Here is a 20,449-nt window from a genome sequence, read left to right as displayed (position 1 = left end):
GAAATCCGGTGACCGCCCCTACGGCGACGCAAGGCGACTTACTTGGCCGACAGCTCCTGCGCCACCAGCTCCGCGATCTGCACCGCGTTCAGCGCGGCGCCCTTGCGGAGGTTGTCGTTGGAGATGAACAGCGCCAGGCCGTTCTCCAGCGTCTCGTCGTTGCGGATGCGGCCCACGTACGACGGGTCCTTGCCGGCCGCCTGGAGCGGGGTCGGGATGTCGGAGAGCTCGACGCCCTCCGCCTTCGCCAGCAGCTCCGTGGCGCGCTCCGGGCTGATCGGGCGGGCGAAACGGGCGTTGACCTGGAGCGAGTGGCCGGAGAAGACCGGGACGCGCACGCAGGTGCCCGAGACCTTCAGGTCCGGGATCTCCAGGATCTTGCGGGACTCGTTGCGGAGCTTCTGCTCCTCGTCCGTCTCGTTCAGCCCGTCGTCGACGATCGAGCCGGCCATGGGGAGGACGTTGAAGGCGATGGGGCGGGCGTACACGTCCGGCTCGGGGAAGTCGACGGCCTCGCCGTCGTGCGTCAGCTTGTCGGCCTCCGCGATCACCTTCTGCGCCTGGCCGTGCAGCTCGGCCACGCCCGCGAGGCCGGAACCGGACACCGCCTGGTACGTGGCGACGGTCAGGGCCTCCAGGCCCGCCTCGTCGTGCAGCGGACGCAGGACCGGCATCGCGGCCATCGTCGTGCAGTTCGGGTTCGCGATGATGCCCTTCGGGCGGTTCGCGATCGCGTGCGGGTTGACCTCGGAGACGACGAGGGGGACCTCGGGGTCCTTGCGCCAGGCCGAGGAGTTGTCGATCACGACCGGGCCCTGGGAGGCGACCTTCTCGGCGAGGGCCTTGGAGGTGGCGCCACCGGCGGAGAACAGGACGATGTCGAGCCCGCTGTAGTCGGCCGTCGACGCGTCCTCGATCGTCACGCCGTCGAGCACCTTGCCCGCGCTGCGGGCCGACGCGAACAGGCGCAGCTCGTCGATCGGGAAGTCCCGCTCGACGAGGATCTTGCGCATGACCGTGCCGACCTGACCGGTGGCTCCGACGATTCCGACCTTCACAGGGTCCTCCGTGATTTTCGTGCAAGCGGCCATCCGGCCTGACGGGTGTGTCCATGATGCGTCTGTCCAGGCCCGCCTTGTCCAATCCATTGTCCAGGGTCCGGGACGGTATGGCACTGGCCACAGTTTCAAGCGCCCTCGGCGAACGTTTCCGGCTCCTTCGGCGTCGTAGGGCGTACGCGGGGAGGGGAGGCGCAGTGCTGCGCAGAAAACCGAGGGGCCGGCCGGACGACCCCCTGGAGGCGGCCGTCGAGGACCGGGTGCGCGCCGTGCTGTCGCTCGGCGGAGTGCCGTACGGGGACCTGCCGGACGGTGTGCAGCAAGTACGGCTGAGGCTCCTGGAACGGGCCGCGAAGGGCCAGGAGGCGCCCCGCGACGTCTCGGCCTGGGCGGCGGTCGTCGCCTCGAACCTCGCCATGGACTGGCACCGGGCGCGGCGCCGCCAGGAACGCCTCGGCGAGCGGCTCGCCGCGCTGCGCCAGGAGGACACACGTGACGCGGCCGACACCCGCGTCCTGTCGATGGCGGTGGCGCAGGGCCTCGACCAGCTGCCGGACGAGCAGCGGCAGGTGGTGGTGCTGCGTTTCTACGCGGATCTGCCCGTGCGGGACATCGCGGCGGAGCTGGGCGTGCCGGAGGGCACCGTGAAGAGCCGCCTGCACACGGCGGTGCGGATGCTGCGGGTGCGGCTGCGCGAAGGGGAGGTGGTGTGACGTGAACGGCGCTGAGTCCGAGGACCGGCTGCTGATGCTGGCCGTGACCGGGGAGTCGCTGCCGGCCGACGACCCCGACGCGGCGGCGGTCGCGGCGGATGTCGCGCTGCTGCGGGAACAGGTGCGGGGGCTCGGCGAGGCGCTGGCGTCCCGCCCGGACCCGGCGCCGGTGCCTCCACCTGTGCCGGTACGTACGCGCCGCCCGCTGCGGCTCGCCTTCGGCGGGCTCGTCGTGGCCTGCGCCGCGTCGCTCTTCGGGGGCCTTGTGTGGCTCGGGGTGAGTGCGCCGGGGGGCGGCGGAGACGCGGATTCGGCGAGCGACAAGGCGGTGTCCCAGGGCGGCGGTAAGTCTGCCGCCTCCTCGGAGGCGATGCGGATCGCGTGCTCGCGGATCCTGGTGGAGGGCCGGGTGACCAGCATCACGCCGCGCGCCGACGGCGACGTCCGGGTCGTCCTCGACGTCAAGCGCTCCTACCGCCCCGAACGGTCGACGCGCGCCCACACGCTGACGGTGACGCTGGACGGCGCGGCCGAGAAGGACCTCCGGCCGGGGACGTACACGTTGATCCGGGTACCGGAGCGCCCGGCCGACCGCCAGGACTGGAAGACGGGCCGGGCGGTGACGGAGGAGCGGTCGAACATCCTGCGGTGGCTACCGGAGGCCCGGAGCCTCCGATGCGGTTCGCCTTGAGGCGGGGGGCGGGACGCCATACCCGGCCGGGACGCCGTACCCCGTTCCCCGTTCCCCGCTCACCTCCCACCCTCCCGCCCCCTCCGGGGGCTCCAGCCCCGGAGTGCTCCCGGTAGGCATCACGCAGGGCCGGACATCACGGCACCGCGCGCCGAGAACGACCGGCGCTGTGCCCCGTGGCAACCTCAGGGACCGTGCCGCTCACGGACGACGCGGACCTCGAGCTGTCGGTGCCGTTCCCGGACGGCGGTTACCGCAAGTGGTCGGTGTCGCGCACCGGTTGGCGCTGCCACCCCGTTCGGGGCGATGCCCCCGGAGGGGGCGGGTGGTGGGAGGTGAGCGGGGCTCCGGGCAAGGGCCGCAGGGGCCATGGCCTGCGGGTGGGGGGGGGCGGGGCACTCTGGCCTTGGCGACGAGCGGCGGGGCAATGGGCCCCTGCAGCGGCTTGGTCAATCGAGCCCCGGCGACGGGTGGGCAAATCAAGCCCCTGCGGCGATTGAGCAGCGGGGTCCGGGGCGGAGCCCCGTGGCCGTAACGGCGGTGCGGCAGAAGCGGATTCGTGCGGAGGGGCGGCCACCCGCAGGTGACCGCCCCCCCCGGATCCCGCTCAGCCGGAGGCTAAGGCGTGACCTTGGCGATCTTGACGCTGCCGACTCCCGCCGCAACGCCCCGCTCATTCAGCAACCGCACCTCACCGAAGAACTCCCGCCCCTCAGGCGCCGCAGCCGCCGCGACAACCTGCGCGGAGACATCCGCCGACGCCCCCGTCGCCAGCGACACCGGCTTCGACTCGTCGACCTTCACCGTGCCGAGCGACGGCGCGAAGAACACGTCGACGTAGTCGTACTCGGTCGACCCGGACGGCACCGAGTACCCGTCGACCTGCACCGTGTACGTACCGGCGGCCGGCTTCGCGACACTCACGGACTCCTCGGAGTCGCCGTCGGCCGAGGACCCGACGACCTTGCCGTCCTTGTCGAGGACCGTGAGGTCGAGGTCGGCGGCCCGGTCGGACACATTGCCGATGGTGACGTCGAGCTTGTCGGCGCCCTCGGGAACCTCGACCGTCGACGTCTGCGACGCCCCGTTCGCGATGGTCGGCCGCGCCGTCTTCGAGGAGCCGAGCGCACCGCCCTTCAGCTTGCCGCCGTTGATGGCCGCGAACTTGTTCGCCACCTTCCACGTGACATCGGCGGGCGTGCCCACCTTCGCCTCGGGCAGCGTCTGCACCGCCGGGTCGAAGTCCGCGCCGAGCACGGCGACGTCGAGCGCGTACGGGTTGTCGAGCAGCGGCGACGTACGCCGCGCCTCGACCTCGATCTCCCAGACACCGGCCTGCGGCGCGTCGTACGAGCGCAGGTCGGGACGGCAGCCGTTGCCCGTGCCGTCCCCGTAGTTCGGGTAGCAGTCGGGCGTCGACGTCGAGTCGACCGGGACGCCGTACGGGTGGATGGAGATGAACCGGGTCTGGCTCTTCGCCGCGAGCCCGCCCATCCGCACCTCGAGCGACGTGGCGCCCTGAGGCACCGTCACGAAGTACGACTTCACGCTGTTGCGCTGCACCGAACCCTTCGCGGAGAACGTGTACTTGACCGGCGAGGAGACGACGGCCGTCGCCATGATCTGCTGGTCCACGCCCTCCGTCTTCGGGTCGTCGACCCGCAGGATCGCGCTGCGCAGCCCCGCGGCGGACGGCTTCGCCTGCACCTTCACGGTCACCGGCTTGTTCAGCGGCAGCGACACCGTGCCGGCGCCGACGATCGAGAACGTGTCACCGGAGTTGTTCTTCAGCGACAGCTTGTGCGCGACGGCCTTCGAAGAGCCCGACGTACGCGTGATCACCACGTCGTACGTCTTCTTCTGCCCGGCCTTGAGCCCGCCCTCGCGGTCGTAGATGCCGGTGCCGAAGCCCGGCGTCTTCAGCGCGGAGTCGAGCGCGGTGTCGACCGGTGCCTTCACCGTGTACGTACGGTCGCTGGGCCTGTCCTTGAGGGAGTCCCACGCGTCGACGATGTCGATGAGGCCCGTGCCCTCCGCGTACGCCTGCTCGCCCGGGATGTGCTTCGCGGTCGAGGTGAGCGCGGTGCGCAGCTTCGCCGGGGTCAGCGACACCTTCTGCTGCTTGGCCGCCGAGATGAGGAGCGCGCTCGCGCCCGCCGCCTGCGGAGAGGCCATCGAGGTGCCCTGGAGCATCGAGTAGCCGGCGGGCAGCGAGTAGCCGGACTCCGGGGTCGGGCTGCCCGGCAGCCAGGTCTGGGTGGAGTTGATGGAGGCGCCGGGGGCCGAGATCAGCGGCGCGAAGCCACCGTCCTCGCGCGGGCCGCGCGAGGAGAACGGCATCATCGCGTACGACTTCTCGACCTGGGAGCCGTAGTTGGAGGCCCAGGTGTCCTTGGAGATGCTCGCGCCGACGGACAGCACCTTGTCCGCGAGGCCGGGGTCGCCGATGGTGTTCGCGCCGGGGCCCGAGTTGCCCGCCGAGATGACCAGCTGCACGCCGTAGTCGTCGATGAGGCGGGTGTAGAGCAGCGCGCGGGCGTTGGCGCCGTCGTTCAGCGCGGGCAGGCCGCCGATCGACATGTTGACGATGTCGACGCCGCGCTTCGTCACGAGGTCGATCATGCCCTCGGTGAGCGCGACGTTGGTGCAGCCGCCGGTCCAGGTGCAGGCCCGCGAGGAGACCAGCTTGGCGCCGGGCGCGGCACCGTTCATGTTCTTGTTGCCGAACAGGCCGTTGGCCGCGGTGATGCCCGCGACGTGCGTGCCGTGCTCGGACTCGATGACGCCGATGTTGACGAAGTCGGCCTTCTTGCCGACCCAGTCGCCGCCGTACGGGTCCATCGGGACGTCCTTGCGGACCTCGACGACGAACGGCTGGCGCTCGACGACATCGGTGGACGGGTTGTCCTTGCCGAAGTAGCCGACCTGGTAGCCGTCCTTGTACGGCTTCATCGGGGTGTCGTCGGTGAAGTCGCCGTTGTCGTTGAGGTCGACGGTCACCGTCCCCTTGGCCGCGTCGTAGAGCACGCCCCACTTGTCGGTGGTGTCGCCGTCGCGGTTCGCGTCGCCCTTGGCGTCGCCGCCGGCCGTGACGGACTCGGCGAAGGTGCTGATCCCGTACGAGCCGGAGGCGGCCTTGTACGTGCGGCCGTTGTACGTGAACGTCGGCCCGCTCACCTTCGTGACCATCGGCCGCCACGTGGCGTCGCCGTCGACGATCGGGTCGGTCGCGGTGACCCAGTCGACGATCTTGCGCTCGCCGGTGGTGGTCTTCTGCAGCGCCGGGTGGCCGAGGTCGACACCCGAGTCGAGGATGCCGATGGTGACGCCGCGGCCGTCCGACTTCGGGTGCTGCTTCACGAAGTCGACGGCGCCCGTCTCGAAGGACGGGTTGTACGGGTTCTTGGCGGGGGTGCTCTTGCCCGGGCCGCTGTACGAGCCGGTGGCCTTCTTGGCGGCACCCTTCGCGGCGTCGGCGGACGGGCTCGGGTCGTCGAGCGCGATCTCCTGGCGCAGGTCGATGCCGCGCACGGAGTCGAGCTTCTCCGCGGACTCGATGGCGGACTCGGCGCGGCCGGTCGGCACGGTCGCCCGGACGTAGCCGAGCTTGTCGTAGGTGCGGCCCACGGAGCCGCCCTTGACGGCGTCGAGCTGGTCGGCGACCTGCTCGGTCTTTCCTGGGGTGGTCGCGACCATCATGGTCACGGTCTTCTTGCCGTCGGCCTTGGCGTCGGCGAGGAGTTCGGCGTCCTGCGCGCCGAGCTTGTCGCTCGCGGACTTCGGGGTCGGGGCGGGGTCCGCGTCCGCGGCGAAGGCCATGGGTATCGGCCCGGTCGCGGTGAGCGCGGCCACGAGTCCCGCGGCCGCCGCGAGCCGGGCCGCGCGTCTCGCGCCGGATATGGGGGCGCGTTGGGGATCGGTGGTCATCAGCATCCCTGTACGTAAAAGGTGAAAGGAATCCGGATTTCGGTGCCGGATGACCGCTCAGCTTTACGTAAGTGACCACAGTTTGGGGAGAGTTGCCCGAGCCGGGAACTCGCCATGGCGTACTTCCGCCATGCGTCATCCCGCCCAAACCGTGACGGGACCGGCAAGGCGCGTAACACCTGCACCGGAGGGCGGATGCCTCTAGCGTCAGGGGATGAACAAAGAGCTGAGGGTGGCGGCCTACGCGGTGTGCGTCCGGGAGGGGCGGGTGTTGCTGGCCCGGTGGGTCGCGGGGGACGGGAGCAAGCGGTGGACCCTGCCGGGCGGGGGGATGGACCACGGTGAGGACCCGTACGACACGGTGATCCGGGAGGTCGACGAGGAGACGGGGTACGTCGTCGATCCTGTGGCCCTGCTCGGTGTCCACTCGGTGCTGCGGCGCTATCCGCGCAAGCTCGGGAAGATGGCGGACTTCCACGGGTTGCGGATCGTGTACGAGGGGGTGATCACCGGGGGTGCGCTGCGCCACGAGGAGAACGGGTCGACGGACATGGCCGCGTGGCACGACCTCGCGGCGGTCGAGGACCTTCCCCGGGTGGAACTGGTCGATGTGGGCATGTCTCTGTGGCGCGACCGTCCGCCCTCCGGCCACGTCTTGGCGTGACGCCGACCCGTCCCCGGGCCACGGGGCTCCGCCCCGGACCCCGCGCCTCAATCGCCGGCGGGGCTGGAAAAGATCGGGGCTCTGCCCCGCGCCCCGCTGCTCAATCGCCGCAGGGGCTTGATATTGCCCACCCGCCCCCGATGGCCCCTGCCGCCGCCCATCTCCCACCACCCGCCCCCTCCAGGGGCGTCGGCCTCGCGGGGTGCCGCACCCGGCTTGGGCAACCGGCCGCCGGAACGGCTCCCCACCCGTTGCGGTCGGCCGCAACCGCCTTGGGCAATCTGCCGCCTTGGGCGGCAGGGTGGGCAAGGCGGCGCCCGGTGCAGCGCACCCATGACGACGGGCGCCGCCCCGGCAAGGCCCCGGCCCCCGGTGCAGCGCAACGGGGATGACGGGTCCCGCCCCCCCCTTCCCCGGAAGATGAACACGGCGTGACCGCGGGGGCGCCCGGGGCCCACCCCCGCGTGACGATGCGGCGCACCCACGACCGGCCCTAGATCCACGTACGTGATCGGCGGCGCCCGTTGCGGCGCCGTTCACGCGCAGGTCACCCCCGCTGCCAACGATCCAGTACGGAAGGACGGTCCGACCGGACCGCCCTGGCCGTCACTGTCGACGCGTTCGCACTCGGGGAGACCGCGCCATGCCGCGCATACGCTCTGTCACCACAGCCGCCGCAGAGATCGACCGCCGCGCATTCCTGACCGCGACCGGCGCGGTGACCCTCTCGGCCGGTATCGGATACGCCCTGGGCCCTGGCGGCGCGACCCGCGCCGCCGCCCACCAGACCACCACCACCGCCCCGGTCCGGGCGATGTCCCGCAACGCCCCCGCCGCCCCCCTCGCCCCGTACACCCGCGGCACCACCCTCGCCGCGGTCGCCACCGCCGCCGCGGGCTCCGGCTACCGGCGCCTGGGCGACGGACCGGCCTGGGAACGCGTCGTCCGCACCGAACTCGGCTCCGCCCACGGCGGCCGCGAGGCCAAGCGGAAGCCCCTCGCCGCGTTCGTCCAGTTCACCGACCTCCACCTGGTCGACGTACAACACCCCCTGCGCTACGAGTACCTGCGCTCGCAGACCGCGAGCGCCTGGCGCCCGCAGGAGGCACTGAGCGTCGCCGGGGCCGTCGCCCTCGTGGAGCGCGTCAACGCCCTGCGCGGCGCCCCCGTCACCGCCTCACCCCTCCATTTCGTCATGACGACGGGCGACAACACCGACAACAACGCCCGCTCCGAACTCGACTGGTTCCTCAAGGCGATGAGCGGCGGCCGCATCAGCCCCAACACCGGCGACCCCCGCCACTACGAGGGCGTCCAGAACAGCGGGCTCCCGCTCTACTGGCAGCCGGACGACGCCTTCCGGGACGCCGACAAGCGGGACCACGGCTTCCCCCGCATCCCCGGTTTCCTGGACGCGGCCATCGCCGAACTGCGCAGCCCCGGCCTGAACCTCCCCTGGTACTCCACGGTCGGCAACCACGACTCGCTGCCCGGCGGCTGCTACGCGCCCGCGGACCCGTACTTCGCCGAGTTCGCCGTGGGCGGCCGCAAGCTGATGGACCTGGACACCGCCACCGGCAAGGCGATCTGGGACAACGTGCAGAGCGGCGGCGACCCGAAGGGCAAGGCGTTCAAGGAGCTGCTCGTCTCGCACAGGCGCAAGATGCGCCGGGTGACGCCCGACGAGGCGCGCGCCCCGTTCACGCCGACCGAGTACGTCGCGGCCCACCTCGACCCCGCCCACATGGGCCCGGGCCCGATCGGCCACGGCTACACCCAGGCCAACCTGGCCGACGCGACCCAGCACTACGTGTTCCGGATCTCCGACGACGTCCTCGGCATCAGCCTCGACACCACGGACCCGGCCGGCCACTACGAGGGGTCGATCGGAACCTCTCAACTGAACTGGCTGAAGCGCGAGTTGAAGGCGGCCGAGCGGCGTGGCGACCACGTCCTCGTCTTCTCGCACCACACGTCCAAGACGATGCGCAACCTCCGCGAGGACCCGAACCACGCCGGTGAGGCGCGGCACGGCGGCGAGGAGCTGGCCGCCCTGCTCGCGGCCCACCGCCCCGTCCTCGCCTGGGTGAACGGACACAGTCACAAGAACGACATCACGCCACATCCGGGCGCCGACGGCGGCACCGGGTTCTGGGAGATCTCCACCGCGTCCCACGTCGACTTCCCGCAGCTCGCGCGCATCATCGAGGTCGCCGACAACCGCGACGGCACGCTCTCCGTCTTCACCACGCTCATCGAGTCCTCGGCCCCGCACCGCACCGACTTCACGGACCTCACGCAGACCGGCCTCGCCGCCCTCTACCGGGAGCTCTCCTTCAACGCCCCCGGCTCCCGCGCCACCCTCTCCGGCACCCCGGGCGACCGCAACACCGAACTCGTCCTGCGGAAGGGCTGAAACCGGCTCAACCGGAACAAACCGAAGCAACCCCCGCAGCAGCCCCTCGAGTCCCTCCGGCCGAACCGACCAACGGCCCTTACGGACCAAGGCCCTTACGGATCACGGCCTTTACGGATTGAGGGAGAAGCATGCTGCAGCGCACGATCAAGCTGGGGGCGGCGACCGTACTCGCCATCACGACGGTCGCGACCGGGGCACTCGCCGCCCCGGCCGTCGCGGTGCCCGACGGCGCAACCGACCGCGGCGACCACCGGGCGACCCAACAGGCGCTCGACGCCGCGGTCCGCGCCGGAGTCCCCGGCGCCACCGCCCGGGCCGTGGACGGCGTCCGGGCCTGGAACGGGACGGCGGGTCGCCGCGGCGCCCACGACCACTACCGCGCGGGCTCGCTCACCAAGACCTTCGTCGCCACGGTCCTGCTCCAGCTGGAGGCCGAGGGCAGACTCCGCCTCGACGACACCGTGGACCACTGGCTGCCCGGTCTGATCGAGGGCAACGGCAACGACGGCACGAAGATCACCCTCCGGCAGCTCCTCAACCACACCAGCGGCATCTTCAACTACACGGCCGACAAGGACTTCCAGCTCAAGGTCTTCGCCAAGGACGGCTTCCTGAAGCACCGCTACGACACCTGGACCCCGACCGAGCTCGTCCGGGTGGCCACCCGCCACAAGCCCGACTTCGACCCGGGCGCGAAGTGGGCCTACTCCAACACCAACTTCGTCCTCGCGGGCATGATCGTCGAGCGCGTCACGGGCCGCCCGTACGCCGAGGAGATCCGCGAGCGCATCCTCGGCCCGCTCCACATGACCGGCACGTCGCTGCCCGGTACCGACCCCACGGTCCCGCGCCCGGCCTCCCGCGCGTACTCCAAGCTCACCGCGGACGGCAGCGGAACCCCGGTCGACGTCACCGAGCTCAACCCGTCGATCGCGGGCGCCGCGGGCGAGATCATCTCCGACTCCAAGGACCTGAACACCTTCTACACCGCACTGCTGCGCGGCGAACTGCTCCCGGCCCGCCAGCTCAAGGAGATGAAGACGACGGTCCCCACCGACCCGGAGGCACCCAACACCCGCTACGGCCTCGCCCTGATGCGGGAGGACCTGCCCTGCGGAAAGACGGTCTGGGGCCACAGCGGCGGCATCCACGGCTCCTCGACACTGGCCCTGACCACGGCGGACGGCGACCACGCGCTCGCGTTCAACTTCAACGGGGACTGGGCGGGCGACCAGGCGAAGGTGGTGCTTGCGGAGTTCTGCGGCAAGTAGCCGGCCCGCCCTCCCGCCCGCTCACCTCGGCAGGACCACGACGTACGCCGCCGGGTCCCGGTCCCCGGAAGCCATCAGCGCGGTCCGCACGATGGCGGCCTGCCGCTCGGTCGACTCGCGCAGCTTCTTCGGGGTGAGGTGCACGACCGTGATCCCGAGCCGCTCCAGGTGCTCGCGCTTGCGGGCGTACTCGCTCCAGAGCCCGGTGTCGTCCTGCCGGTGGCCCTGGCGCGGCGCCCGGGTGTCCAGCTCCAGGGCCACCGCGTGGTCGGGCCAGAACGCGTCGACGCCGCCGAGGTGCGGGCCGCCGGGCAGCCGCAGGTCCACGTTCCAGACGGGGTCGGGCAGCCCGTGCTCGCGCACCATCGCGTACAGCCGGTCCTCGGCGATGCTGCGCCCCTCGGCGAGCAGCGAGTCGACGGCGTCGACGACGTACGGCCTGGTCAGCAGCCGCGCCTGCGACAACTCCCGTACGACAACGGCCGGTTCGCAGTGCCCGCCGCGCACGGCCTCGGTGAGCAGCCGCCGCACGGTGCTCGCGTCGGACAGCTGGGCCACCGCGTCGGCGAGCGCCCGCGGCACGGGGACGACCGGAACTCCCCGCAGCTGCACGGGAGTCGGCAGGACGGTGGTCCGGGTCAGCCGCGCGAAGGCGGTGGAGCGCAGCCGGCGGGTGCGCGGCACGAGCGCGTCGATGCGGTCGAGCGAGGCCAGCGGGGGAGCGGCGGAGAAACCGTGCAGCGCGAGGGCGGCGAGCCCGGTGACCATGGTGTCGGTGTACGGCGCGCGGTCGGGCGTGTGCTGCGCGGGTACGCCGTCGGGGCGCCCGCGCCGCTCGGGGGCCCGCCCCGAGTACAGCAGCACGGCGTGCAGCCGCTCCTCGTCGCTGGGCGGGCCGGGGTGCAACAAGTACACACCTGGCAGCAACTGTTGCCAGGCCCCACCGGCCCGGCACTGCTCGGACACGGCGGCGGCGCCGACACCGTGCGCCTTCAACTGCGCGGCACTCATCAGCTGCCGCTGGTTCTGGGTGAGGTGACGCAGGGGGCGGGGGGAGAGCGGGGCGGGGGTGTTCTGGTTCATGACCCGGCCATTCCCGCCCCGGAACCCCCACCTAACCGCTGTTACGTCCCCGTAGGAAACTCGGGACATCCCCGCCCTAAAGCTCCCGCACCAACCTGCCGAAAAACGCTGGCGAGCGCCGGGTTACGGCCACGAATGCCAGCATTTGGTAACACCACCTGACTCGGGCAATCTGCCGCCTTGGGCGGCAGGACGCCGGTGCCGGTAAATCAAGCCCCTGCGGCGATTGAGCAGCGGGGTCCGGGGCAGAGCCCCGAGGCCGCAACCCCGGGGTACCGCCACATCCCGGTTACCTCGAGGCAGCCACGTCGCACGCCTGCCCCCGCAGCGCCCGCGCCAAATCGTCCCGCGCCTCAAGCACAAGCCGCCGCAACGCAGGCGCCGCCTGCTCATGCTCGGAGAGCCACGCATCCGTGGCCTCCAACGTCGCCGCCGAATCCTGCAGCCCCGGGAACAGCCCCCGCACCACATCCATCCCGATCTGAATCGACCGCTCCCCCCACACCCGCTCGATCACGGCGAAGTACTTCTCCGCGTACCCCGCGGTGAGCGCCCGCTGCGACGGCTGCTGGAACCCCGAAATGGTCGCCTCCACCAGCGCGTTGGAGAGCGCGTCCGACTCCACGACCTGCGCCCACGCCTGCGCCTTCACGGCCTCCGAAGGACGCGCCGCGAGGCACCGCACCTGGTGCCGCTTGCCGGAGGCGGTGTCGTCCCGCGCCAGCTCGGCCGCCAGCACGGACTCGTCCGCCACCCCGTACGTCGCGAGCGTCTCAAGGAACGCCCAGCGCAGCTCCTGGTCGACCTCGAGCCCGTCGATCTTCGCGCCGCCGTCCACGTCCAACAGGCCCCGCAGCAGCTGCAGATCGGCCTCGCTGGAGGCGACCGCGCCGAAGAACCGCGCCCACGTCAGCTGGTGCTGGCTCCCCGGCTCCGCGATCCGCAGTTCCTTGAGCGCCCCCTCGGCGAGCAGCCGCCCGCCGGTCTCGCGCCACTCGGGCGCCGCGTAGTGGGTGAGCGCCGAGCGCGCCCACGCGTGCAGCATCTGGAGTACGCCGATGTCGGACTCGCGACCGGCGAAGCGCAGGACGAGGTCGATGAAGTCCCGCGCCGGCATCAGCGCGTCCCGCGTCGCGTTCCACAGCGCCGACCAGCACAGCGCCCGCGCCAGCGGGTCGGAGACATCGCCCAGCCGCTCCCGCAGCGTCGCGAGCGAGCCCTCGTCGAAGCGGATCTTGCAGTACGTGAGGTCGTCGTCGTTGACCAGGACCAGCTCCGGAGCCTCGGCCCCGGCCAGCTCGTCGACCACGGTCCGCGGCCCGTCCACGTCCACCTCGGCGCGCGCGTACCGCTCGACCGCGCCGCCCGCCGTACGCCGGTACAGGCCCACGGCCACCCGGTGCGGCCGCAGTTCGGGGTGCGACTCGGCCGCCTCCTGCACGACGGCCAGCTCGGTGATCCGCCCCTCCGCGCTCAACGTGACCTGCGGCGTAAGCGAGTTGACGCCCGCGGTCTGCAGCCAGGACCGCGACCAGGCGGCGAGGTCGCGCCCGCTCGTCTCCTCCAGGGCGGACAGCAGATCGCCCAGCTCGGTGTTCCCGTACGCGTGCCGCTTGAAGTACCGGCGCGCGCCTTCGAGGAACGCGTCACGGCCCACGTACGCGACGAGCTGCTTCAGGACCGAGGCGCCCTTGGCGTACGTGATGCCGTCGAAGTTGAGCTTCGCGTCCTCCAGGTCACGGATGTCGGCCGTGATCGGGTGCGTGCTCGGCAGCTGGTCCGCCCGGTACGCCCACGACTTCCGGTTGTTGGCGAAGGTGATCCAGCCGTCCGTGAACCGCGTCGCCTCCACCATCGAGAACGCGCCCATGAAGTCGGCGAAGGACTCCTTCAGCCACAGGTCGTCCCACCAGCGCATGGTGACGAGGTCGCCGAACCACATGTGGGCCATCTCGTGCAGGATCACGTTCGCGCGCCGCTCGTAGGACGCCTGCGTGACCTTCCCGCGGAAGATGAACTCCTCGCGGAACGTGACCATCCCGGGGTTCTCCATGGCACCGAGGTTGTACTCGGGCACGAACGCCTGGTCGTACTTTCCGAAGGGGTACGGGTAGTCGAAGTTGTCGTGGAAGAAGTCGAGACCCTGCTTGGTGACGGTGAAGACGTCGTCGGCGTCGAAGTACGGGGCGAGGCCCTTGCGGCACATCGCGCCGAGCGGCACGACGAGCTTCGAGCCGTCGTCGAAGGACCGCTCGTACGTGTCCGTCACGTAGTGGTAGGGGCCGGCGACGACCGCCGTGATGTACGTCGAGATCGGCTTGGTCTCGGCGAACTGCCAGACCCCGTCGACCAGTTCGCCCGCGCCGTTGGACCACGCGGTCCAGCCCTCGGGGGCCTGCACGCTGAACCGGTACGGCGCCTTCAGGTCGGGCTGCTCGAAGTTGGCGAACACGCGGCGCGCGTCGGCCGGCTCGTACTGCGTGTAGAGGTAGACCTCGCCGTCCTCGGGGTCGACGAAGCGGTGCATGCCCTCGCCGGTGCGCGAGTAGGCGCACTGGGCGTCGACCACCAGTTCGTTGTCCTCCGCCAGGCCGTCCAGCTGGATGCGGTTGCCGTCGAACACGGCCGCCGGGTCCAGGTCCTCGCCGTTCAGCGACACGGCGGTGACGGACGGGGCGATCAGGTCGACGAACGTGCTCGCCCCCGCGTCGTTCGACCGGAACCGGATCGTGGTCACCGAACGGAAGGTGCGCGGCCCCTCGCCGGCGAAGTCGCCGACCGCGGAGCGCAGGTCGAGCGCCACCTCGTACCCGTCGACGGACAGCAGTCCGGCCCGCTCGCGGGCCTCGTCGCGGGACAGATTCTCACCGGGCACGGCGGCACTCCTTTGTGACGTAACTGTTCAGCCGCCTACGATCCTCGCACGCGGCTCCGACACCGGACATCGGGGAATGGACCGGGCACGGACCGCGTTGCCGCAGCCGAGACCACCCGGTGAACCTTGAGGAGAACCATGTCCGAGAAGACCCCCGTCGACTTCTGGTTCGACCCGCTGTGCCCCTGGGCCTGGATGACCTCGCGCTGGGTCCTGGAGGTGGAGAAGGTCCGCGACATCAAGGTCCGCTGGCACCTGATGAGCCTCGCGGTGCTCAACGAGCCGCGCCTGGACGAGCTGCCGGAGGAGTACCAGGAGATGATGCGCACCCAGGCCTGGGGCCCGGTCCGCGTCGTCATCGCCGCGCAGCAGGAGCACGGCGCGGAGGTCCTCGGCGACCTCTACACCGCGCTCGGCACCCGTATCCACAATCGCGGCGAGGGCCCCACGAAGGAGGCCGTCGCCGGCGCGCTGGAGGAGGTCGGTCTGCCCGCCTCGCTCCTCGACCACTGGGACGGCACGAAGTACGAGGAGGAGCTCCGCGCCTCCCACAAGGAGGGCATCGACCTGGTCGGCCAGGACGTCGGCACGCCGGTCATCGCGGTGCCGGGAGCCGACGGCAACCAGATCGCCTTCTTCGGCCCCGTCGTCACCCCGGCGCCCAAGGGCGAGGAGGCGGCCAAGCTCTGGGACGGCACGCTCCTCGTCGCCTCGGTCCCGGGCTTCTACGAACTGAAGCGCACGCGCACGCAGGGCCCGATCTTCGACTAGCCGTCCTCGGGAGGCGGCAAGGTGTAGGTCTTGGCCGCCTGCCAGCGGTGCCGCAGGGTGCGGCAGCCCTTCTTGGTGCACTTCCAGTAGGAGTGGCTCTCCGCGCTCGTCAGCTCGGGCTCCTTCGTGCGGAGCCACTCCTCCTGGGTCTTCGTGAGGTGTACGTGCTCCTCGTGGGAGCCGCACCCCGCACAGCTCAGGTTCTGTGTAAACGCCATGCGCTTACGTTCCCCCGGAACCACCCCTACCGACAGGCCCCCGCGAGTCACATCCTCGCGGGGGCCCGTCCCTTTTCCGCCCGCCGCGCGTGAACGGTGAGAAGACGATCACGAGGCGGGACGCATCACGCGGTGCCGGTCACGGCACCAGCAGCAGGTTGTACGCCCGCTCCTTCGCGGCCGCGTACCGCTTGGCCACGTCCTGCCAGTTGACGACCCGCCACATCGCCTCGATGAAGTCGACCTTCTGGTTCTTGTACTGCAGGTAGAACGCGTGCTCCCAGGCGTCGAAGACGAGGATCGGGGTCGAGCCCTGACCGACGTTGCCCTGGTGGTCGTAGATCTGCTCGACGATGAGCCGCCCGCTCACCGGCTCGTACGCGAGGACGCCCCAGCCGGAGCCCTGCGTGGTGGCCGCGGCCTTCGTCAGCTGCGCCTTGAAGCCCGCGAAGGAGCCGAAGGACTCCGTCAGCGCGTCCGCGAGATCGCCCACGCCGTCCGCCGCGAGCGGCTCGCCGCCGCCGTCGCCGGTCATGTTGTGCCAGTAGATGCTGTGCAGGATGTGGCCGGAGAGGTGGAAGGCCAGGTTCTTCTCCAGGCCGTTGATGGAGCCCCACTGTTCCTTGTCGCGGGCCTCGGCCAGCTGCTCCAGGGTGTCGTTCGCGCCCTTCACGTACGCCGCGTGGTGCTTGTCGTGGTGCAGCTCGATGATCTGCGGGTTGATGACCGGCTCAAGCGCCGCGTAGTCGTACGGAAGCTCAGGAAGCGTGTACGTGGCCATGTCTCTCCGTGCCCTCCGACTGCTTATTGCAACTCTATTGCAAGTGCAGGCTAACAGCAGGAGTGCCGGTCGCAACGGGCGGGCACAACGAAAGGGCCCCCGGACCAAGTGGTCCGGGGGCCCTTCGCGTTGAACCGCGAACGGGTGCGGCTACTTCTTCTCCGCCATCTTCTGCCGGGCGTAACCGACCACCGCGAGGATGACCGCCAGGCCGCCCGAGAAGTACAGCTGGATCCGCGTGTCGTGCTCGCGGGCCATCAGGACGAAGACGGCGACCATGCCGACGAGCGCGATGATCGTCAGGTAGGGGTACGCCCACATCTTCACGACGAGCTTCTCCGGTGCCTCGCGCTCCAGCTTGCGGCGCAGCACCAGCTGCGAGACCGCGATGAAGAACCAGACGACGAGGATGATCGCGCCGATGGTGTTGAGCAGCCAGGCGAAGACGTCGTCCGGGCGCCAGTAGCTGAGCAGCACGCACACGAAGCCGAAGACGGCCGACATCAGGACGGCGACGCGCGGCACACCGTTGGTGATCCTGCCGATGACCTTCGGGCCCATGCCGCGGGCGACCAGCGAACTGGCCATGCGCGAGGCGCCGTAGATGTTGGCGTTCATCGCGGAGAGCAGGGCGACGAGGATGACCACGTTCATGATCTGGCCGGCCGCGGGGACGCCCAGGTAGTCCAGCGTGGCGACGTACGGGCCCTTGGTCGGGATCTCCTTCGCCGTCCAGGGCAGGAGCACGACCACGACCGCCATCGAGCCGACGTAGAAGAGCGCGATGCGCCACATCGCGGTGCGGACCGCCTTCGCGACGCCCTGGATCGGGTGCTCCGACTCGGCGGCGGCGATCGTCACCGTCTCCAGACCGCCGTACGCGAAGACCGAGGCCAGGAGGCCGACGATCAGCCCCTCCGTGCCGTTCGGCATGAAGCCGCCGTGGCCGGTGAGGTTGGACATGCCGGGGGCGTCGACGTCGGGCAGCACACCGAGGATCGCCAGGACGCCGATGACGAGGAAGAGGACGATCGCGCCGACCTTGAGGGCGGCGAACCAGAACTCGAACTCACCGAAGTTCTTCACGGCCGACAGGTTCGTGACCGTGAACAGCAGCATGAAGAGGGCCACCCAGGCCCACTCCGGGACGCCCGGCACCCAGCCGTGCACGATGCCCGCCGCGCCGATGCCCTCCAGGCCGACGGCCACGCAGAGCAGGAACCAGAAGGACCAGCCGGCCGTGAAGCCCGCCCACGGACCGATGCCCCGCTCGGCGTGTACCGAGAAGGAGCCGGAGGCCGGGTACGCGGCCGCCATCTCGCCCAGCATGCGCATCACGAGCATGACGAGCGCGCCGGATATCGCGTAGGCGAGGATGATCGACGGGCCGGCCGCGGCGATCGCGGTGCCCGAGCCCACGAAGAGGCCGGCGCCGATCACGCCGCCGAGCGCGATCATGGAAAGATGGCGCTGCTTGAGGCCGTGCGACAGCGACGGCTCGGCCGGCTCCTGTCCCTCCGGCCGCGCGTCCGCACTCTCTGCTGTGGACTGCGCTGAGTTCCCAGACATGGGTGTGCCCTGTTCAGTAGCGGTGACGGTCCTGGCGTAAACGGTGCGTAAAACTGCCACAGTCTCCGCGGACGGCCCGCTCACAGGGAATAGGTTTCCGGTATACGGACACCACGCTCACACGCCGCGACGATCATGTCGACGTACGGTGAACGCCCGGACACCGTTCAGGCACGCCGTGCGCGCAACTCCCGTACGCCCGCGACCGCGAGGACGAGCAGCGTCGCCCCGGTCGACCACATCAACTGCGGCCGCGCCGTGTCGTCGGTCAGCATCAGGCCGAAGACCGCGGCCATCGCGGCGATCGCCACCCAGGTCAGGTAGGGGAACGCCCACATCCTCAACACGAGGCGCTCCGGGGCCTCCTGCTCGATGCGCCGCCGCAGCCGCAGCTGCGACACGGCGATCAGCGCCCACACGAACAGCAGCACCGCGCCGACCGAGTTGAGCATGTAGAGGAAGATCGTGTCCGGCCACTCCAGGTTGAGCAGGACGGAGATGAAGCCGAAGGCCACCGACGCGAGCACCGCGCGGCGCGGCACCCCGCCACCGCTCACCTTCAGCAGCGATTTGGGTGCCTCGTCGCGCTCGGCCAGCGAGAAGATCATGCGCGAGGAGCCGTAGAGGTTGGCGTTCAGCGCGGAGAGCAGCGCCACGAACACCACGATGTTCATGATCTGCGCCGCCGACGGGACGCCGATCTCGTCGAGCACGGTGACGTACGGGCTGATTCCCGCCTTCTGCACCGTCCAGGGCAGCACGGTCACGATGACCAGCATCGACCCGACGTAGAAGAACAGGATCCGGTACACCGCGCTGCGCACCGCGCGCGCCACCGAGCGGGCCGGGTCCTCGGACTCGGCCGCCGCGATCGTCACGACCTCAAGGCCGCCGAACGCGAAGACCACCGCGAGCACTCCGGAGACGACGCCCTGCCAGCCGTGCGGCAGGAACCCGCCGTCCCCGGTCAGATGGGTGAGGCCGACCGGGTCGGTGTCCGGCAGCAGGCCGAAGATCGCGAGCGTGCCGAGCACCAGGAACGCGACGATCGCGAAGACCTTGAGGGCCGCGAACCAGAACTCGAACTCGCCGAAGTTCTTCACCGCCGTCAGGTTGGCGGCGGTGAACACGACCATGAAGAGCAGCACCCAGGCCCATTGCGGGACGCCCGGCACCCAGCCGTTCGCGATCTGCGCCGCGCCCGTCGCCTCGACGGCGAGGACCACCACGAGCATGAACCAGTAGAGCCAGCCGGCGCTGAACCCGGCCCACCGGCCGAGCGCCCGCTCCGCGTGCACCGAGAAGGAGCCGGACGCGGGCATCGCGGCGGACATCTCGCCGAGCATCCGCATCACCAGCATCGCGAGCGCGCCCGCGATCAGGTACGAGACGACGATGCCGGGCCCCGCGACCGCGATACCGGCACCCGAGCCGACGAACAGGCCCGCGCCGATGACCCCGCCGAGGCCGAGCATCGTGAGGTGGCGCTGCTTCAGCCCGGCGGAGAGTGGTTCGTCTTGCATGGGGCTTCAGCCGATCTCGGGTGGTGCGGGTGCGCGTGTGCACGCGGGCGCGCGGTTTTGGCGGGAACCTACAGTCTCCCGTTCGAGAGGCCCCGCGCGCAAAACGGACGACGCTGCGGCCTCCCCCAGTGACGAGCATCACCTTGTACGGGGTGTACGCGGCGTTGTTTGTTCAGAGCCCACCAACACGGCGTGGGCCCCTTTGTCGACCGGCGACCGTGATCGCCTCAACTGCCTTGGGATAGCGTCACAAAGTCCTGCCCCTGCCCGACCGCAAGGTCCTCTCACTGAACGCGGAGTCCCCATGAGCACCGCCGCCGTTACGACCGCCCGTCCGGGCAAGGTCCTGGCCGACCTCCTCCCCGCCTCCCGCGCCAAGAACATCGCGCTCGTCGTGGGCGGCGCCGCCCTCACCGGCATCGCCGCGCAGATCGCGATCCCGGTCCCGGGCTCGCCGGTCCCGGTCACCGGACAGACCTTCGCCGCGCTGCTCGTCGGCACCGCGCTCGGCGCCCGCCGCGGCTTCCTCGCGCTCGCCGTGTACGCGCTCGCGGGCATGGCAGGCGTGCCGTGGTTCGCGGAGGGCGGCTCGGGCATGGCGTCGGCCTCGTTCGGCTACGTCATCGGCCTGATGCTGGCCTCCGCTGCGGTCGGCGCGCTCGCCCGGCGCGGCGGCGACCGCTCGATGCTGCGCACCGCGGGAACGTTCGTCCTCGGCGAGGCCATCGTCTACGCGGTCGGTGTCCCGTACCTGGCCCTGTCCACCGGCATGGGCCTCACGGCCGCGATCGCCGCGGGCCTCACGCCGTTCCTGCTCGGCGACGTCCTGAAGGCGGCCCTGGCGATGGGCGCGCTGCCCACCGCCTGGAAGCTCGCCGACAAGTAA

At 70.8% G+C, this 20,449-nt stretch carries 15 protein-coding genes; 7 read left to right on the top strand and 8 right to left on the bottom strand.

Features of this window, described 5'->3' with window-relative positions:
* Positions 1-38: 38 nt before the first annotated feature.
* Positions 39-1,058 carry an aspartate-semialdehyde dehydrogenase gene (locus ACZ7L4_RS17735; RefSeq protein WP_472103455.1) on the bottom strand — a complete coding sequence of 340 codons (1,020 nt, stop codon included), beginning with the start codon at positions 1,056-1,058 and terminating at the stop codon, positions 39-41.
* A gap of 197 nt (positions 1,059-1,255) precedes the next feature.
* On the opposite strand from ACZ7L4_RS17735, the gene ACZ7L4_RS17730 reads away from it, so the two are divergent.
* Together ACZ7L4_RS17730 and ACZ7L4_RS17725 are read left to right on the top strand one after the other, a co-directional pair.
* Positions 1,256-1,771: a sigma-70 family RNA polymerase sigma factor gene (locus tag ACZ7L4_RS17730; RefSeq protein ID WP_472103454.1), complete on the top strand. Its 516-nt coding sequence runs from the start codon at positions 1,256-1,258 to the stop codon at positions 1,769-1,771.
* A 1-nt stretch (position 1,772) separates the two neighbouring features.
* On the top strand, positions 1,773-2,462 hold the full coding sequence (locus ACZ7L4_RS17725; protein WP_472103453.1) for a hypothetical protein: 690 nt from the start codon (positions 1,773-1,775) through the stop codon (positions 2,460-2,462).
* Between the two features lie 618 nt (positions 2,463-3,080).
* Here ACZ7L4_RS17725 and ACZ7L4_RS17720 read toward each other — a convergent pair.
* On the bottom strand, positions 3,081-6,389 hold the full coding sequence (locus tag ACZ7L4_RS17720; RefSeq protein ID WP_472103451.1) for a S8 family serine peptidase: 3,309 nt from the start codon (positions 6,387-6,389) through the stop codon (positions 3,081-3,083).
* Between the two features lie 214 nt (positions 6,390-6,603).
* Here ACZ7L4_RS17720 and ACZ7L4_RS17715 point away from each other — a divergent pair, with 214 nt between their 5' ends.
* From ACZ7L4_RS17715 to ACZ7L4_RS17705, 3 genes are all read left to right on the top strand, one after another.
* Positions 6,604-7,053, top strand: a complete 450-nt coding sequence (locus ACZ7L4_RS17715; RefSeq protein ID WP_472103449.1) for an NUDIX hydrolase — start codon at positions 6,604-6,606, stop codon at positions 7,051-7,053.
* Between the two features lie 643 nt (positions 7,054-7,696).
* A complete protein-coding gene (locus ACZ7L4_RS17710) occupies positions 7,697-9,469 on the top strand; it encodes a TIGR03767 family metallophosphoesterase (RefSeq protein WP_472103448.1) in 1,773 nt (590 codons plus the stop codon).
* A 131-nt stretch (positions 9,470-9,600) separates the two neighbouring features.
* On the top strand, positions 9,601-10,743 hold the full coding sequence (locus ACZ7L4_RS17705; RefSeq protein ID WP_472103446.1) for a serine hydrolase domain-containing protein: 1,143 nt from the start codon (positions 9,601-9,603) through the stop codon (positions 10,741-10,743).
* A gap of 21 nt (positions 10,744-10,764) precedes the next feature.
* Here the strand turns inward: ACZ7L4_RS17705 and ACZ7L4_RS17700 are convergent, their stop codons facing one another.
* Together ACZ7L4_RS17700 and pepN are read right to left on the bottom strand one after the other, a co-directional pair.
* Positions 10,765-11,826 carry a hypothetical protein gene (locus ACZ7L4_RS17700; RefSeq protein WP_472103444.1) on the bottom strand — a complete coding sequence of 354 codons (1,062 nt, stop codon included), beginning with the start codon at positions 11,824-11,826 and terminating at the stop codon, positions 10,765-10,767.
* A gap of 289 nt (positions 11,827-12,115) precedes the next feature.
* Entirely contained in the window at positions 12,116-14,701 is a 2,586-nt protein-coding gene (gene pepN / locus ACZ7L4_RS17695) for an aminopeptidase N (protein ID WP_472103443.1), read from the bottom strand.
* A 138-nt stretch (positions 14,702-14,839) separates the two neighbouring features.
* Here pepN and ACZ7L4_RS17690 point away from each other — a divergent pair, with 138 nt between their 5' ends.
* The gene (locus ACZ7L4_RS17690) at positions 14,840-15,472 is read left to right on the top strand and encodes a mycothiol-dependent nitroreductase Rv2466c family protein (RefSeq protein ID WP_472103441.1); all 633 of its coding nucleotides are present in this window, start codon (positions 14,840-14,842) and stop codon (positions 15,470-15,472) included.
* Here ACZ7L4_RS17690 and ACZ7L4_RS17685 read toward each other — a convergent pair.
* The 4 genes from ACZ7L4_RS17685 to ACZ7L4_RS17670 all read right to left on the bottom strand — a co-directional run bounded on the left by ACZ7L4_RS17685 (position 15,469) and on the right by ACZ7L4_RS17670 (position 19,563).
* Positions 15,469-15,690, bottom strand: coding sequence for a hypothetical protein (locus ACZ7L4_RS17685; RefSeq protein ID WP_472103440.1), 222 nt, complete (start codon positions 15,688-15,690; stop codon positions 15,469-15,471). The genes ACZ7L4_RS17690 and ACZ7L4_RS17685 overlap by 4 nt on opposite strands.
* Before the next feature lie 139 nt (positions 15,691-15,829).
* Positions 15,830-16,471: a superoxide dismutase gene (locus ACZ7L4_RS17680; RefSeq protein ID WP_472103438.1), complete on the bottom strand. Its 642-nt coding sequence runs from the start codon at positions 16,469-16,471 to the stop codon at positions 15,830-15,832.
* Between the two features lie 150 nt (positions 16,472-16,621).
* Positions 16,622-18,040 (bottom strand): amino acid permease, encoded by a 1,419-nt coding sequence (locus tag ACZ7L4_RS17675; protein WP_472103436.1) that lies wholly within the window; start codon positions 18,038-18,040, stop codon positions 16,622-16,624.
* A 167-nt stretch (positions 18,041-18,207) separates the two neighbouring features.
* Positions 18,208-19,563, bottom strand: coding sequence for an amino acid permease (locus ACZ7L4_RS17670; protein WP_472103434.1), 1,356 nt, complete (start codon positions 19,561-19,563; stop codon positions 18,208-18,210).
* A 304-nt stretch (positions 19,564-19,867) separates the two neighbouring features.
* Here ACZ7L4_RS17670 and ACZ7L4_RS17665 point away from each other — a divergent pair, with 304 nt between their 5' ends.
* Positions 19,868-20,449, top strand: coding sequence for a biotin transporter BioY (locus ACZ7L4_RS17665; protein WP_472103432.1), 582 nt, complete (start codon positions 19,868-19,870; stop codon positions 20,447-20,449).

The organism is Streptomyces sp. NPDC107575, from assembly GCF_055657265.1.
Note: the sequence above shows the minus strand (reverse complement) of the source record. Positions and strands in the feature narration are given on the sequence as shown.